At 64.6% G+C, this 15,576-nt stretch carries 14 protein-coding genes; 6 read left to right on the top strand and 8 right to left on the bottom strand.

All coding sequences use genetic code 11. From position 1 onward, the window contains the following. Window positions 1-5: 5 nt before the first annotated feature. The 5 genes from BB28_RS21735 to BB28_RS21755 form a co-directional block, all read right to left on the bottom strand. On the bottom strand, window positions 6-1,346 hold the full coding sequence (locus BB28_RS21735) for a UDP-glucose dehydrogenase family protein (protein ID WP_046255019.1): 1,341 nt from the start codon (window positions 1,344-1,346) through the stop codon (window positions 6-8). A 97-nt stretch (window positions 1,347-1,443) separates the two neighbouring features. Next, window positions 1,444-3,177 carry a DUF7159 family protein gene (locus tag BB28_RS21740; RefSeq protein WP_046255020.1) on the bottom strand — a complete coding sequence of 578 codons (1,734 nt, stop codon included), beginning with the start codon at window positions 3,175-3,177 and terminating at the stop codon, window positions 1,444-1,446. Window positions 3,178-3,293: 116 nt separating this feature from the next. After that, window positions 3,294-3,863, bottom strand: coding sequence for a dCTP deaminase (gene dcd / locus BB28_RS21745; RefSeq protein WP_030097194.1), 570 nt, complete (start codon window positions 3,861-3,863; stop codon window positions 3,294-3,296). Window positions 3,864-3,915: 52 nt separating this feature from the next. After that, the gene (locus BB28_RS21750; RefSeq protein ID WP_109550471.1) at window positions 3,916-4,596 is read right to left on the bottom strand and encodes a L,D-transpeptidase family protein; all 681 of its coding nucleotides are present in this window, start codon (window positions 4,594-4,596) and stop codon (window positions 3,916-3,918) included. A gap of 43 nt (window positions 4,597-4,639) precedes the next feature. Further along, entirely contained in the window at window positions 4,640-5,347 is a 708-nt protein-coding gene (locus tag BB28_RS21755; RefSeq protein ID WP_081252307.1) for a L,D-transpeptidase family protein, read from the bottom strand. 23 nt (window positions 5,348-5,370) lie between these two features. Here BB28_RS21755 and BB28_RS21760 point away from each other — a divergent pair, with 23 nt between their 5' ends. Then, window positions 5,371-6,270 (top strand): alpha/beta fold hydrolase, encoded by a 900-nt coding sequence (locus BB28_RS21760; RefSeq protein ID WP_046255021.1) that lies wholly within the window; start codon window positions 5,371-5,373, stop codon window positions 6,268-6,270. On the opposite strand, the gene BB28_RS21765 is transcribed toward BB28_RS21760, so the two are convergent. Both BB28_RS21765 and BB28_RS24775 read right to left on the bottom strand, forming a co-directional pair. After that, entirely contained in the window at window positions 6,260-6,673 is a 414-nt protein-coding gene (locus BB28_RS21765) for an MmpS family transport accessory protein (protein WP_046255022.1), read from the bottom strand. The genes BB28_RS21760 and BB28_RS21765 overlap by 11 nt on opposite strands. A 116-nt stretch (window positions 6,674-6,789) precedes the next feature. Then, entirely contained in the window at window positions 6,790-7,359 is a 570-nt protein-coding gene (locus tag BB28_RS24775; RefSeq protein WP_318278301.1) for a WhiB family transcriptional regulator, read from the bottom strand. Between the two features lie 223 nt (window positions 7,360-7,582). Here BB28_RS24775 and BB28_RS21770 point away from each other — a divergent pair, with 223 nt between their 5' ends. Together BB28_RS21770 and BB28_RS21775 are read left to right on the top strand one after the other, a co-directional pair. Further along, window positions 7,583-8,416: a formylglycine-generating enzyme family protein gene (locus BB28_RS21770; protein ID WP_081252414.1), complete on the top strand. Its 834-nt coding sequence runs from the start codon at window positions 7,583-7,585 to the stop codon at window positions 8,414-8,416. Window positions 8,417-8,546: 130 nt separating this feature from the next. Next, window positions 8,547-9,350, top strand: a complete 804-nt coding sequence (locus tag BB28_RS21775; protein WP_046255023.1) for a transglutaminase-like domain-containing protein — start codon at window positions 8,547-8,549, stop codon at window positions 9,348-9,350. A gap of 25 nt (window positions 9,351-9,375) precedes the next feature. Here BB28_RS21775 and BB28_RS21780 read toward each other — a convergent pair whose 3' ends face one another. After that, window positions 9,376-9,588 (bottom strand): CsbD family protein, encoded by a 213-nt coding sequence (locus BB28_RS21780; RefSeq protein ID WP_030097203.1) that lies wholly within the window; start codon window positions 9,586-9,588, stop codon window positions 9,376-9,378. A gap of 348 nt (window positions 9,589-9,936) precedes the next feature. On the opposite strand from BB28_RS21780, the gene BB28_RS21785 reads away from it, so the two are divergent. The 3 genes from BB28_RS21785 to BB28_RS25165 all read left to right on the top strand — a co-directional run bounded on the left by BB28_RS21785 (window position 9,937) and on the right by BB28_RS25165 (window position 15,572). After that, window positions 9,937-12,444: an arylsulfatase gene (locus BB28_RS21785; RefSeq protein ID WP_046255024.1), complete on the top strand. Its 2,508-nt coding sequence runs from the start codon at window positions 9,937-9,939 to the stop codon at window positions 12,442-12,444. Window positions 12,445-12,575: 131 nt separating this feature from the next. Continuing rightward, window positions 12,576-13,031: a nucleotide triphosphate diphosphatase NUDT15 gene (locus BB28_RS21790; protein WP_046255025.1), complete on the top strand. Its 456-nt coding sequence runs from the start codon at window positions 12,576-12,578 to the stop codon at window positions 13,029-13,031. Window positions 13,032-13,238: 207 nt separating this feature from the next. Then, a complete protein-coding gene (locus BB28_RS25165) occupies window positions 13,239-15,572 on the top strand; it encodes an alkaline phosphatase family protein (protein WP_126315447.1) in 2,334 nt (777 codons plus the stop codon). Window positions 15,573-15,576: the final 4 nt, after the last annotated feature.

Genomic DNA, 15,576 nt, shown 5'->3' on the forward strand with positions numbered 1-15,576 from the left:
GCCGGTCAGGCGTGGGCTAGCTCTTCCACGCGCTTGCCTAGACAGAACACCCGCCATCCGGCGTTGACCCATTTGGCGGCGTCCAGGCAATTGCGCCCGTCCACAATGACTTTGGTGCGCACAACCTTGGCCAGCTCGTCCGGGTCGAAGTCGACGAACTCCTGCCATTCGGTGAGCAGCAGCACGGCGTCGGCACGGTCGGCGGCCTCCACCACCGAGGTGGCGTAGTTCAGCGTCGGGAACAGCCGGCGCGAGTTGTCCAGGGCCTTGGGGTCATACACATTGACCGCGGCACCGTTGAGCTGCAGCAGCCCCGCGACATTCAGCGCGGGTGAGTCGCGGACGTCATCGGATTCGGGTTTGAAGGCCGCACCCAGCACCGCGATATTGGCACCGAGCAGCGATCCGCCGCAGGCCTTGGTGGCGAGCTCCACCATCCGGGTGCGCCGGCGCATGTTGATGCTGTCGACCTCACGCAGGAAGGTCAGGGCGTGGCTGGCCCCCAGCTCGCCCGCGCGGGCCATGAAGGCCCGGATGTCCTTGGGCAGGCATCCGCCACCGAAACCCAAGCCCGCGTTGAGGAATCGCCGCCCGATGCGCGGGTCGTACCCCAGCGCGTCGGCCAGTGTGGTGACGTCGGCACCCACCGCCTCGCACACCTCGGAGATGGCGTTGATGAACGAGATCTTGGTGGCCAGGAAGGCGTTGGCCGAAACCTTCACCAGCTCGGCGGTTTCCAGATCGGTGACCAGGAAGGGAACCTCCTCGTCGAGGATCGGCCCGTACAGTTCGCGAACCAGCTTCTCGGCGCGGTCAGAACTCTGCTGCACACCCAGCACGATGCGGTCCGGATGCAGGGTGTCCTTGACGGCATAGCCTTCGCGCAGGAACTCGGGGTTCCAGGCCACCTCGACATCGACGCCTTCGGCCGCGAATCCAGCTGCTCGCTGACCAAGTTCGCGTGCGGTGCCCACGGGAACGGTCGACTTGCCGATGATGACCGCCGACTGGGTCAGTAGTGGCACCAGGGTGTCGATCACCGAGTGGACGTGGCTCAGGTCCGCGCCGTATTCACCCTTCTTCTGCGGCGTACCGACGCCCAGAAAATGCACATCGGCGAATTCCGCGGCCTCGGCATAGCTCGTGGTGAAACGCAGCCGACCCGATGCGATGTTGCTCTGCAAGATCTTTCGAAGGCCGGGTTCGTAGAACGGAATGTCGCCGCCAGAGAGTTTGGCGACCTTACCTGGGTCGATGTCAATGCCGAGCACCTCGTGGCCAAGCTCGGCCATGCAGGCCGCATGGGTGGCGCCGAGGTATCCGGTTCCGAAAACGGTGCATCTCATACTGCCTATATAGGCCTCCAGGGTTAGCAACCTGGATACGCCGCACCATCGGTGTCCTAACGCCGGATGTACGGCGAAAAGCACTGTGAATTACGGATTAATGGCCGCCAAACTGCCAGGGAAAACCCGAGTTGGAGCCGCCGCCGGATCCGCTGCCCGATCCACCTCCGCGGGAGCCGCCGCTGTCACCCCACCCGCCACGAGAACTGCCGCTGTCGCCCCATCCACCACGAGACCCGCCTTGATCGCCCCAGCCGCCGCGTGAGGACCCATTATCGGAGCCACCACGCGAGTTATCGGAGCCGCCGCGCGAGCCGCTGTCGCCCCAACCACCGCGACCTGATCCGCCGTCCGAGCCACCGCGCGAGCCGCCACGGGATCCGCCGTCGGAGTTTCCACCGCCAATGGGAGGCAGGCCCGGAATCGAGATGATGGGCGGCTGCTGCGTCTGAGCGGGCGGTGTCCACGTCGGGGTGTACTCCGGCGGCGTGTAGGTCGGCCGGTTACGTGGGGGTGCCCACCACGGATTCTCCTGGCGCCTCGGCTGTTCCCACACAGGCGGGAAGAGCGGAATCGGCACCGGCACGATGGCCGGTGGGGGTGCTACCGGCGCGGGTTCCTCGGGTGCTGGTGCGGCAGGTGGCGGGGGCGCCTCCGGCGCGGGCGCCGGGGCCTGGGGTGCGGGCTGTACAGGTGCGGGCTGCACGGGTGCAGGGGCGGCGGGCTTCGCTGCCGCCGGCACGGGGTTGCGCTGCGGTGCCACCACTTGCTGCACCGGCGCGGGTGCGACAGGCGCCGGCGCCTCGGCCACCGGCGGCGGGGCTTGTTTGGGCGCCTCAGGCGGCAGCGGATTCTGCACCGGGTTCTGCACCACCGCACGGTCCGGTGAGGACGGGCCCTGATCCACCGTGGAACGCACCGTTACGGTCAGCGAGACGGCCAGCGCTATCGAGCAGATGCCGAAGACCAGCAGCAGCGGCGCCCCCACCAGCAGGAACGGTTTGCGTTCGGCGGGCTGGTCATCAAGGTCGTCGTATTCGCTCAGTTCGGTCTTGGCGTCCCCGAACTCGTCGGCACTCTCGGTGACGGCGTCGGGGTGCGCGAAGCCGGTCCCTGTGGGGCCCTCGAGCGAGTAGGCCTGTCCCAGCAGCGCGGTGCTGGCCTCGAAATCCGGTTCCTGCGCCGACGCCAGCGCGGCGCCGCGGGCCAATGCCAGCTCGGGCTGGTCCGGGGAGTTCACCGGCAGGGCGATCGCCTCGCCGAGAGGGTCGGTGAGGTCGGAGACATCGGTGCCCAGGCCCAGCAGGAACACCCCGTCGGGCGCGTTGTCGTGGCCCTTGAGCGGGTTCACCAGGCTCGCCAGTACCCCGGGGGTGACTCCGGTGATGAGCGGCTCGCTGGCCAGACCGACGATCGATCCGTCGGCGGAGTCGACCACCGCCAGCGTCGCGTTCTCCGGCTCGATCACCAGCAGCGCCGACTTGTCGTATCCGGTGACATTGCTGGCGGCCTTGGCCAGCGCGCCTCCGGCGTGCAGTGCGGAGAAGAATTCGACACCGTCGATCCCGCGGCTGGCCAGGGAATCGCGTAGCGCGGCGGCTTCGGCGTGATCGCTCCACACCACGCCGGTGGACACCAGGTGGTGGCCGCCGTCGAGCATCCCGTCGCGGGTACCGACGATCGCGGAAAGAACCTGTTCGGAGGCGGTGCCTTCGCCGTCGGAGACGATGATGGTGTCGGTGTCGACGATCCTGCCGTCGGCACCCGCGCCCTCGACCAACACCAGCCGGGCAGTCGTCGGTGTCATCGAGACACCAAGTACGACGTCCACGTCAGATCCTCCGCTACATATCGAGACGGTCACCCGAACAAACGCGCCAAGGCCGTCAAAAAGTTCGAGTTGTTGCCGATTGTGTATCGGTGCGGCGCGTTTCCCCGTTACCCCAGCTAGGGGTTGATGAAGTTCTGGTAGGAGCGCGACGGGGTCGGACCGCGCTGCCCCTGGTACTTCGACCCTACCCCGGCACTTCCGTAGGGGTGCTCGGCCGGCGATGTCAGGCGCAGCAGACACAGCTGCCCGATCTTCATGCCCGGCCACAACGTGATGGGCAGGTTGGCGACGTTCGAAAGCTCCAGGGTGATGTGCCCGGAAAAGCCGGGGTCGATGAATCCGGCGGTGGAGTGGGTCAACAGGCCCAGCCGCCCCAACGAGGACTTCCCTTCCAACCGTCCGGCAAGGTCGTCGGGTAGCGAGCAGACCTCCAGCGTGGACCCGAGCACGAACTCGCCGGGATGCAGCACAAACGGCTCACCCTCGTCCGGCTCCACCAGGCTGGTCAGCTCGTCCTGGCGTTGTTTGGGGTCGATATGCGTGTAGCGGGTGTTGTTGAACACCCGGAACAGGCTGTCGAGCCGAACATCGATGCTCGACGGCTGGATGAGGGCTGGATCAAGGGGCTCGATGCCAAGACGCCCGGCGTCGAGCTCGGCGCGAATATCGCGATCGGACAGCAGCACGCGACGAGCCTACCGAGGAGCTGCCGGAACGCAGGGGCTCGGGCGGATGCGGCTACCCCGTGATGGCGATGACAGCTCCTGGCCGCAGCCAACCGATGAGTCGTACCAGCGCGGCATCGTCGAGTGTCACGCATCCGGCGGAGGGCCCACCGTCAGAGGCGTGCACGAAGAATGCCGACCCGCCGCCGGGTGTGCGTGATTTGTTGACGCCCATGACGATCGCGCGGGGGTATCCGTCCAGCTCTTCACTCAGCGACGTGTCGAACGGGCATGCGGATTGCGCGCACCGTTGGTGAGAGTTGTAACCCGGGCTGGCGGGATCGCCGTCCCACCAGTCGTCGGCATCCACCTGTAGATAGTTCAGGCCGTGCGCCACCGACGGTTCGGTGCCAAAGGCGTAGTCCAAGCTGAAGACCCCGGTGGGGGTCGCCGGATTGTCGTCGCTGGCGGTGGCCGCGAATCCGGCCGCACCGACATCGGAGGGCACGTTCTGTTCGACCGGTTCCCAGGTATTGCCCGAGCGCTGCCAGATGCCGATGACGGCCTTGGCGCCACCGGTCCCCTGCACCGATACCACTTGTGTTGCGGTGCCGACAGATTCGGAAAACCATGGCGGCGGCGTGGCCTGTGCCGCGGCAGCCGGAACCACAGCGACCGGATGCACCTCGGGGGCGGTGCCGCACCCGCCGGCCAGCAGCACAACGCTCAGCGGCAGCAGGCGGATCGGGCGCACTCATCCATGGTGCGGGTCAAACCTGAAAACCGCCTGTTAGTAACTAACCCTTAATGGCAATGACCGCACCGGGCCGCAGCCAGCCGATCAACTGCACGAGCATCCCGTCGTCGAGGGATACGCAGCCCGCGGTCGGTCCGCCGTCGGTGCTGTGTACGAAGAAGGCCGAACCACCGCCGGGAACCCGGTCCTTGTTCACACCCATGACGATGGCGTGCTTGTACTGCGGTATCGGCAGGTTCTCGCTCTGCGCGGTGTTGAACGGGCACTCGGCCTTGGCGCACTGCTGATGCGTGTTGTAGGTGGGGCTGTTGCTATCACCGTCCCACCAGTCGTTGGGCCCGATTTGGAGGTAACGCAGCCCGCTCGGGGGCGGCGCTGCGGTGCCAAAGGCCCAGTCCAGTGAGTAGACGCCGTTGGGGGTGGCCGAGGCTCCCTCGCGTGCCTTGTCGATGAATCCGGCCGAGCCCACGTGAGCGGGAATCCCGGTGGATACGGCTTTCCATTCGTTGCCGCTGCGCTGGAACACGTCGATCTTGGCTTTCGAGCCGCCGGCGCCGTTGACCGCGACCACCTGGGTCGCGTTGCCGACGGACTGGGCGAACCAGGGCACGAAGGGTTCCGCGGCAGCAGATGTTGAGGTCGCCAGGGCGAGTATCGCCGCACACAGCAGCGTCACAAGACGGAACACGAGACCATCCTCGCTGATGTTGTTCTCGAATCCTTCAAGGTTGGGACACGGTTGCGCCACGGACCGATCGGTATAGTTCGGCCATGGACGCCGAGCTCGAAGAATGGAAAGTCGCCGGGCATTACTTCGATTACCTGGGTTTCGACATCTTCTACCGCGTTGAGGGCAGTGGGCCTCCCCTGTTACTCGTACACGGGTATCCCTTCAACTCGTGGGATTGGGCACTGATCTGGCCCACGCTGGTGCAGCGGTTCACGGTCATCGCGCCGGACATGATCGGGATGGGCTTCTCCGACAAACCCGTTCAGTACGGATATTCAGTTCTCGATCACGCCGATATGCACGAGGCGCTGCTGTCCTATCTGGGTATCGAGCGAATGCACCTGCTCACCCATGATCTGGGCAACTCGGTCGGCCAGGAGTTGTTGGCGCGCTTCGAGTTCGAAGAGCAGTCTCGCGGCCGGGTGCCCATCGACTCGGTCACCTGGCTCAACGGCGGGCTCTTCATCGAGGCCTACCGGCCCCGTATCGCCCAGACCTTGATGTCTCGAACACCGTTGGGCGACTTGGTGAGCCGGTTCCAGGGCACCCCGCTGTCGCGCCGGATCCTGGATGCCGCCGTCAGCGAGATGTTCGGTCCGGACACCAAACCGTCACCACGACTGCTCTCTTTGTTTCAGCAGGTGTTGGAGTACAACGACGGCGCTCGCGTCACCCATCAGGTGGGCCGGTTCATCAACGACCGCTATGACAACCGGAGTCGATGGGTGCGGGCCATGCGTGAAACCGCCGTGCCGATGCGGATGATCGACGGACCGATCGACCCGAACTCCGGGTTGCATATGGCCGAGCGCTACCTCGAGGTCATTCACGACCCCGACGTGGTGCTGCTCGACGACAACATCGGCCATTGGCCACAGATCGAGGCGCCCGAGGCGGTGCTCACGCACTTTCTCGCACACATCGATCGGGTCACGACTTAGGCGGGGCCGTGTCCAGGTACGAGGAGAAGGTCGCGTAGTTACAGTCGGCCTCTCCGGTGCCGGTCGTGCTCTGGCACACCACCTTGTCGTTCAGGTAGATGCGCACTGTCACCGCTGCGTCTGGGGTCGCGGTGGAACGCCAGTCGGCCTTGATCTCCGCGTGGTTGGGCGTCTTGGCGCCACGAGACAAATCGCCGACGGGCGCGTCGACCTTCCAGGGCAGGGTGACACCGTCGGCGGGCTGCATCTCGGTGCCGTCCCAGTACTGCACATTCGCCGTAGTCGCGGTGGAGGAAGTGACTTCGTAGGTCACCGTCTTGTCATCCGCGTGTGCCGCCGCCGGGAAGCTAAGCGCGCAGGCTGAGGCCACGACAGACGCGGCAAGTAGTTGACGGACGGTCATGGAACACCTCGAGATGTCAGTTAGGTTTACAGATCGTTAGGCAGGCTACAGGGATTTTCTGGGTGTCTGCTGAGGCCGCGATCCAGGGGCTTCCGCCCGACTACGTCAGCAAATCGTCAAGCGCCCGAACGGTGAGGCGAGTCGATTGGGGGATCGGCCCCGCAACAGGGACGCAGGGTGACGCCGGCGGCAAGAAGGATTCTCCTGACCGCGGAGTACGGGGCCCCGGACGCGGTAGCCAGGTCGCGGATACTGGCGCCGGCTTGGTATCCCGCCGCGAGCTGCGCACGTTCAGGGCTCATCACGGGTGGCGGTTTGGGGCGCTGTCCACGCCGGCGTTCAGTTTCCGTGGCACCACCCCAAATTCCGTAGGGCTGGCGCGTCTGCAGCGCGTAGGTGAGACAGACCGCGGCAACGGGACATCGACGGCAGATGCTTTTCGCCTGTTGTTCGCGCATACGGCGCACGGATCTGAGCTCGCGATCGCATGGGAAGAACAGCTCCGGGTCCACGGAGGCGTGCCGACATCGACCGTACGTTTGCCAATGCGCATCATGGATATCTGGCGGTGGTGATTGCATAACCAGCTTTCGTTCTCGATACGCCGGGCAATCAACGGTTGCCGCGTCCGGACCACCAGCCGGTTGAGGCCCGATCTCCGAGCAAGGCCCAGCGCGGTCGGACATCTCCGACCTTCACCCTTGCGACGATAGGAAGCGATCGGTTCCGCGCCATCATCCTTTTCGGGTGATCTTCCGGCGCAGGCGATAACGCCGGGCGCGGGAAGTGACCTAGGCCCTAGTGGGTAGGGTCGGCCATCTGCGACGTCTCGAGAAGGAGGACTCGCCGGTGGATCGAGTCGACGGGCCGCTGACTGAGTTGGTGGAATTGCCGGGCGGGCCATTTTTCATGGGCTGCAACAACTTCTACCCGGAGGAGCGGCCGGAGCGCACCGCGTCGGTCGATGCTTTCGCCATCGAGCGCCACCCGGTCACCAATGCCCAGTTCGCCGATTTCGTCGCCGAGACCGGCTACGTCACGGTGGCCGAGAAAGCACCCGACCCGGCGCTGTACCCGGGCGCCTCTCCCGACGACCTGGTCCCCGGCGCGATGGTGTTCCGGGCCACCGGCGGACCGGTGAACCTGCACGACTGGCAACAGTGGTGGGACTGGGTTCCCGGCGCTTGCTGGCGGCAGCCATTCGGGCCGGACAGCGATATCGACGGCGCCCCAGATCATCCCGTTGTGCAGGTCGCCTACACCGATGCAGCGGCTTATGCCCGCTGGGCGGGCAGGCGGCTGCCCACTGAGGCCGAATGGGAGTACGCCGCGCGCGGTGGCAGCACGACGATCTATACCTGGGGCGACGAGGTGTCACCCGGGGGCCAACTGATGGCCAATACGTGGCAGGGCAGATTCCCGTACCGTAGCGACGGCGCGCTGGGCTGGCACGGCACCTCCCCCGTCGGCACCTTCCCGCCCAATGACTTTGGTCTTCTGGACATGATCGGCAATGTGTGGGAATGGACGTCCACGCGCTTCGAACCGGGCGCCGAAGCGCCCCCATCATGCTGCAGTCCCTCCGAAAATCCCGACCCGGCGGTGATACAGGCTCTCAAGGGCGGCTCGCATCTCTGCGCGCCCGAGTACTGCCACCGCTATCGCCCGGCAGCGCGCTCCCCCCAGTCACAGGACAGCGCGACCACCCATATCGGATTCCGCTGCGTGAAGAGCCGGTCATAACTCTCACCCGGTCGTGACACCCACCGGCGCGCCCGTGATGGGGACGGCAAGCACATACATGGTTCCGATGTCAGACTGATTCCGCGCCACGGCAACGCACGTGGCGGTATTGACTTGTCGGAGGATCTGTATGAAACGTGACGTTCGAGCCCAACTCGACGTAGACATCTTGGCGCCGTCAACCTTGGAGTTCCAGATCGCTGTGTCGCCGCTTCCCGGCGCGCAGGTGACGGAAACCATGTCGCTGGAGCTGAATGGACAACCGGTCGAGGCCCAGGAGGTCGCGGGCGAGCACGGCAACCGTATCCATCGGCTCTACGTCGGGCAGGGCAACCTCCAAGTCACCTATGAGGCAACCATTCTCGGACAGGCGGACGAAGTTCCGGTCGAAGCCGCAGATCTGTCGACGTACTTGCGCCCGAGCCGCTACGCCGAAGCCGACAAGTTTTACGGTTTCGCGGCAACCGAATTCGGTGAACACACCGAACCCACGGTTCTGCTGGAGAAGGTCTCGTCCTGGGTCGGCTCACGGTTGACGTATTCACCGGGATCCAGCGATCCCATCGACGGTGCCGTCGATACCCTGCTAGCGGCCGCCGGCGTCTGCCGCGACTACGCGCACCTGGTGGTGGCATTGCTTCGGGCCGTCAAGGTGCCCGCCCGGCTGGTCGCGGTGTACGCACCCGGCTGTGATCCGATGGACTTCCACGCCGTAGCCGAGGCCGTCGTCGACAATCGCTGGCGTGTGGTGGACGCTACCTGCCTGGCGCCGCGACAAACGATGGTGCGTATCACCACCGGACGCGACGCCGCCGACACGGCGTTCCTCGACAACCACGGGGGGCAGATCGTGCTGAATGGAACGTTCGTGTCCGCGGTGGTCGACGGTGAGTTACCTCAGGATCCTGTCGATCAGCTCATCTCCCTGCGATGACCACAGGGAGATGAGCTGACGACGGCTAGGAGTTCCCGGTCAACTTGTCCTTGACGGCGTCCACGCCTTCCTTGAGCTTGTCCGCGGCTTCAGTCAGCTTTTCCTTGACCGCGGCTATCCCCTGATCAAGCTGGCCCTCGGCCTTCAGGTCCTCATCGCCGGTGGCAGCTCCAACGGCTTCCTTGGCACGGCCCTTGAGGTCCTCGGCCGTGTTCTTTGCGTCGTCAGCAATTCCCATGTGTTTCAAACCTTTCTGTATTCCGGCCGCTGCAGGAGCGGGCGGAAGGTTCATCACATCGACTTCCGGCAGTTGTCGTCAACGCCATCTTCGACAGTACCCACGGATTCCCTCCGCTGCGATGAGTTCCTTCACGGCACTGCCCCGAAGAATCACCCGAAAAGGGTGATGCTCACCTCCGCCCCTGTCATTAGCGTCGATGCAAGCATGTCTATTCATATATTCACGCCCATCTTCGCGATCACCCTCCGTTTCCGGATCTTGGCGAGACACAATGAATCACGTTGATGAATAGCGCCGCGGTGACGCCACTGCAGACCCAGATTCTTCGCCTCGAGAGGACTACACATGGAACCCAATAACGGGGACAGCGCCGAATCCACCGAGAACAACAAACGCGGAGGCCTCTCGCGGCGTTCGATTCTGGGTGGTATCGCGGCCGCCGGTGTCGGTGCCGCCGCGGCGACCGCCGCGATCAAGGGGTTTGAGGGCTCCGATCATGCGACGGGTGCCGGTACACCGGGAACCGGGCCGACCAATGAGGACTTCCACGGGAAGATCGCCCTCGACGTGCGCGACTCCACACCCGACTGGACTCCGTACGAATTGAAGCGCGCACCGGAGGGTGCGCCCAACATCCTGGTGGTGTTGTACGACGACACCGGGCTGGCGGCCTGGTCGCCATTCGGCGGACGTATCAACATGCCGGTGATGCAGCGCCTCGCCGATAACGGGCTGCGGTACTCGCAATGGCACACCACGGCGCTGTGTTCGCCGACGCGGTCCTGCCTGCTGACCGGCCGCAATCATCACGTGAACCGTTCGGCGTCGATCACCGAGGCCTCCAACGGATTTCCCGGCGCCGCGGGCCGGCTGCCCGCCGAGTGCGCCACCATCGGGCAGGTGCTGCAGGACAACGGGTACAGCACATTCTGGGTGGGCAAGAACCACAATGTGCCCGAAGAAGACGTCGCCGGTGGCGGTAGCCGGTCCGAGTGGCCCCTGCAGAAGGGCTTCGACCGCTACTACGGGTTCCTGGGCGGCGAGACCAACAACTGGTATCCCGACCTGGTCGAGGACAACCGGTTCATCGAGCCGCCGTACACCCCTGAAGAGGGCTATCACCTGTCCAAAGACCTTGCCGATCAGGCCCTTCGGATGCTGCGGGATCAGCGGGCCACCAACCCGTCCAAGCCCTGGTACCTGTGGTTCTGCCCCGGCGCCAACCACGCTCCCCATCACAGCCCCGCCGAGTACACCGAGAAGTACAAGGGCAAGTTCGATGACGGCTACGAGGCCTACCGCGAATGGGTGCTGGCCCGCATGATCGAGAAGGGTGTCATCCCGAAGGACACCAAGCTCACCCCGCTCAACCCGATGCCCGCAGAGGTCGCCAACGAGGCAGACTCCGTGCGGCCGTGGAACACCCTGAATGCCGACGAGAAGCGCCTCTTCTCCCGGATGGCCGAGGTGTATGCCGGGTTCTCCGAGTACACCGATGCCCAGGTCGGCCGGATCGTCGACTACCTGGAACAGACCGGCCAGCTGGACAACACCATCGTGTTCTACTGCGCGGACAACGGCGCCTCCGGCGAGGGCTCCCCCAACGGCTCGGTGAACGAGAACAAATTCTTCAACGGCTATCCCGATGAGCTGTCCGAGAACATGCAGTACCTGGACAAGTTGGGCAGCCCCGACACCTATAACCACTACCCCACCGGGTGGGCGGTGGCCTTCTCCACGCCGTTCCAGATGTTCAAGCGCTACTCGCAGTTCTCGGGCGGCACGTGCGATCCGCTGGTGATCCACTGGCCCAAGGGCATCAAGGACAAGGGCCAGGTACGCCACCAGTACCACCACGTCACCGATATCGTGCCCACCATTCTCGACGTGACGGGCCTGCAGATGCCGGAGACCTACCGCGGCGTCACGCAGTATCCGGTGAATGGTGTCTCGATGCGGTACAGCTTCGAGAAGGCCGATGCCCCCACCACCAAGAAGCGCCAGTACTACGCCATGCTGGGTACCCGCGGAATCTGGGAGGACGGCTGGAAGGCCGCGGCCCTGCATGCACCGATCAGCGGTAAGGGCCACTTCGACCAGGACAAGTGGGAGCTGTACCACGTCGACGAAGACCGCTCCGAGTCAACGAATCTGGCCGATAAGTACCCCGACAAGCTCAAGGGGTTGATCGCGGCGTGGTTCGACGAAGCAGACAAGAACTTCGTACTGCCCCTCGATGACCGATCGGCCACCGAACTGCTCACCATCGAACGGCCGTCGACCGAACCCAAGCGCAACCGCTACATCTACTACCCCGACACCGCACCCGTGCCCGAGGGCGTGGCGGTCAGTATCCGCGGCCGGTCTTACAAGATCATCGCCGACGTGGAGACCACCAAGGATTCACAGGGTGTGATCTTCGCGCACGGCTCGCGGTTCGGTGGACATGCCCTTTTCCTCAAGGACGGGAAGCTCCACTACGTCTACAACTTCCTGGGGCTCAAGCCGGAGCAGGTGTTCGTCTCACCGCCTGTGTCTCCCGGGAAACGCACCCTGGGCATGGAATTCGTCCGCAAGGACAAGGGCCAGTACGGCGAATCCCTGGGAACGACAACGCTGTTCATCGACGGTAAGCCGGTTGCCAACGGCCCGATGCGGGCCCAGGTGGGCAAGTTCACCCTGGCGGGCGACGGCTTGTGTGTCGGCTTCGACAGCGGAGACAACGTCTCGCAGCTGTACGCCCACCCCGGGACCTTCACGGGGGGCACCATCAAGGGTGTCGCGATCGACGTCAGCGAGGAGACCTTCATCGACCTGGAGAAGGAAGCACAGGCAGCGTGGGCGCGGGACTGAGCTCGTACGCGGGGTGAAATGCCGCCGGGCTCGGGCCGGCCATCGGGAAGCTGGCCAGTCCGAGCCCGGTGGCGCCATTCCCCGATAATCGGTGTGCGAAAACCAATATCAGTACACCGAGAGGGGGACAGATGACTCGTATCCCTGAGATATGCGACCGGCCGCACCCCGGTGTGGGCTGCTTCGTCGTCAAAGACGGCCGGTTTCTGATGGGTCGGCGACGGGGCGCACACGGTGCGGGCACGTGGTCCGTGCCAGGTGGCTGGATCGAGCGGGGCGAGAGCCCGGAATCGGCAGCCATTCGCGAGGTCTGGGAGGAAACCGGCATGAGGATCGCCGATCCTCATGCCGTCGGCGCCACGACAACTGTCCATCCTGAAGGTTTGTGTTCTCTGACGGTGTGGGTCGTTTCGCGTTGGGAATCCGGCGAACCGATCTGCAGGGAACCTGACAAATTCGTTGAACAGCGTTGGTGTGCACTAGAAGCAGGACTGCCCACGCCGCTATTCGGCGTGTGGACTGATCTGCTGGCCTCACCCACGTACACGCGTCTACGCGAGCTGTTGGTCACCAACCCGTATGCATGACAGCGCCAAAGTACAGGCTGCTTAAACTCACAACGAATTCATGCTGCGCGACTACGCCCATCGGCATTCCGTTGCGCATACAGCCAAATCTTCACCGCGACTTCGCTTAGCGGCCAAACCCACTCCCCTCATTTGTTCGATCGTCGCTATCTACTTCCGTGATCCGATTGCACAGCTTCTTGATTTCCGAGTGGTTTGGAGTATCCGGTGATCGACTTGGGCACATTGCTATTGCGGACAAGCGCAGGAGCGCTGCTGATTGCGGCGGGATGCCTGGTGGGCGCGAGTGCTGCGCAGGCCGCGCCTTCCGGCGACGGCGCCGGAGTTCATGGGGCAGAGTCGGCCAGCGGAGCGAAATCTGGTTCGGGCGCGACGTCTTCGGGTGAATCCACTGCTCGCGCCGGTGCTGGTTCCACAGCCACAGATTCCGTCAACACCAAGTCCTCCAAGGACTCACAACGCTCGGTCACCCCTCGCAATCCGCGCGAGGCGGCAGATTCATCCAGTGCAGGCAGCCCTGGCAGCTCTGCCGCTGCGCAGCAGAAATCCCCCAGTGCCCCGTCGTCTGGGAATGCCGCAGCCACAAGCGATAAACCCGATGTCGCACAGGCGCCGCGGGCCAACACTCTCACCAGCGCGAAACCGAGTACCGCGGGCGCAACTAGCGTCGCCCGCGAACCGCACACAGATGCCGGTCATACGACGGCGTCCGAACCGACTCACGACGCAACCACCGGGACCAAACCAGTCGACGGACCCAAGGCGCCCACGCAGACTCTGTCAGGTCACGACACGGCGACCAGCGACCCGAAAGCACTTGAGGCGCAACTTCCTCGAACCAAGACCGCCGCACCGGAATCACTTCTCTCCGCCGCTGGCGCCCCTAACACACAGACACCACCGGCGGGCAAAAGAACTTCCGCCCGAAGCACTGATCCTGCCGTCACTACGCCACTTCACACCGCAGCGGATAGCGAGCTGATCAACAAGACCACTGCTACGGTCAGCATCCCCCGAAGCGCGCCGACAGCAACCCTCACCGATACGGTCGCACCACAGCACCTGGCAACAGTGGAGTTGCCACGACGCCAGTCAGCCGCACCCGAAGTAGCACTGGCGCCAATAGCTTTAACGCCACGGGCTCCCGTCTCGACGGCGGTGGCACCTGCCCTCCCCGCGCCGGTCGCCCCGCTGGCACCCCCGGCGCCCGCGCCCGTTCCGGTGCCAGTCAATCCACCGGCACCCACCGGTGGTACCAGCTCCGTCACGTCGACCTCTGTCAACACCCGTAAGCGCGGTGAAAGCGCCGGCGACACCGTGACTCAGGAACCCGTGAACAAGGTGCTGGTGATCGGTGTTGACGGCACCAACATGAGCAAGATTCTTGACGCGCAGACACCCAACTTCCACGAGTTGATGCAAGAGGGAACCACTGGCGTGTCAAGTATCGCCGGGCATACCACCATCTCCGCGGACTCATGGACGACGATCCTGACCGGCGTATGGGACAGCAAACATGGCGTGACCAACAACGGCATCACCAACGACTTCACCCGATTCCCCTCGGTGTACACCCAGATCGAAAGGGCCAAACCGGAACTCAAAACCGCATCGATAGCAGACTGGAACGTGCTGGAGAAGATTGCGCAGGGTGGTATCGGCGCCGACCAGGTTGTCCGCACACCCGCTATCGCCGGTGACGATTCCGAAAGCCAACTCGATGCGCAAACCTCTGCCAGTGTCGCCAAGTCAATCCAGAAGGACGGCCCCGACTTTCTCTTCACCCATCTAGACCAGGTGGACCACGCCGGCCACCTCTACGGCGGCGGATCTCAGCAGTACATCGACGCACTCGAACGCACAGACGCCAACGTCGGCACCATCATGGACGCGGTCCGGGCCCGGGAAGCAGCGACCGGCGAGAAGTGGACGGTGCTGGTGGTGACCGATCACGGACACCGTCCAGAATTGGGTGTAGGGCATGGATTCCAGTCTCCCAACGAGACATCCACCTTTGTGATCGCCCGCGGCCCTGGCTTCAAACCCGGCCAGATCAATCCGGCGTTCGGGATCGACGACATCACCCCGACCGCCCTGGGGCTACTGGGAGTGCCGTCGCTTCCCGACTCCGACGGCACCGACCTGCGGTCGCTCGCCGACCACGCCAGTACCCCGACTAACCGCAAGACGGCGATCAGCGACATGGTCAACGCCAACCACTATCCGGACCTGCTCACCCGGCTGCGGCTCGGAATCCGTTCGGTGATCAGCCTGCCCGCCGGCCCGCTGCTCGACGGAATCGTCGATGGTGTCAATGGGGTACGACGGCAGCTTGACGCGGTGGGCTCCTCCGGAGTGCCCGTGTTCTCGCCACTGGCCAGCGCCACGAGTTGGGCATTGGGGGCTTTCAACCAGGGACTCACCGCGGTCACCAACGCGGTGGTCACGGCGGTCAACCGCCTCACGGGTGCGGGAGTCGTCGACGCGGCGCCCGGTGACAATGACCGCAGCCTCCCCCAGCAGGTGCTGCCGGCCCTGTGATCAG

Source organism: Mycobacteroides chelonae CCUG 47445 (genome assembly GCF_001632805.1).
Lineage (GTDB): Bacteria > Actinomycetota > Actinomycetes > Mycobacteriales > Mycobacteriaceae > Mycobacterium > Mycobacterium chelonae.

Coding starts and splice junctions, on each gene's coding strand:
- BB28_RS21735 (WP_046255019.1), bottom strand. CDS start 1,346: ATGAGATGCACCGTTTTCGGAACCGGATACCTCGGCGCCACCCATGCG.
- BB28_RS21760 (WP_046255021.1), top strand. CDS start 5,371: ATGGACGCCGAGCTCGAAGAATGGAAAGTCGCCGGGCATTACTTCGAT.
- BB28_RS21765 (WP_046255022.1), bottom strand. CDS start 6,673: ATGACCGTCCGTCAACTACTTGCCGCGTCTGTCGTGGCCTCAGCCTGC.
- BB28_RS24775 (WP_318278301.1), bottom strand. CDS start 7,359: ATGTCCGACCGCGCTGGGCCTTGCTCGGAGATCGGGCCTCAACCGGCT.
- BB28_RS21770 (WP_081252414.1), top strand. CDS start 7,583: ATGGGCTGCAACAACTTCTACCCGGAGGAGCGGCCGGAGCGCACCGCG.
- BB28_RS21775 (WP_046255023.1), top strand. CDS start 8,547: ATGAAACGTGACGTTCGAGCCCAACTCGACGTAGACATCTTGGCGCCG.
- BB28_RS21780 (WP_030097203.1), bottom strand. CDS start 9,588: ATGGGAATTGCTGACGACGCAAAGAACACGGCCGAGGACCTCAAGGGC.
- BB28_RS21785 (WP_046255024.1), top strand. CDS start 9,937: ATGGAACCCAATAACGGGGACAGCGCCGAATCCACCGAGAACAACAAA.
- BB28_RS21790 (WP_046255025.1), top strand. CDS start 12,576: ATGACTCGTATCCCTGAGATATGCGACCGGCCGCACCCCGGTGTGGGC.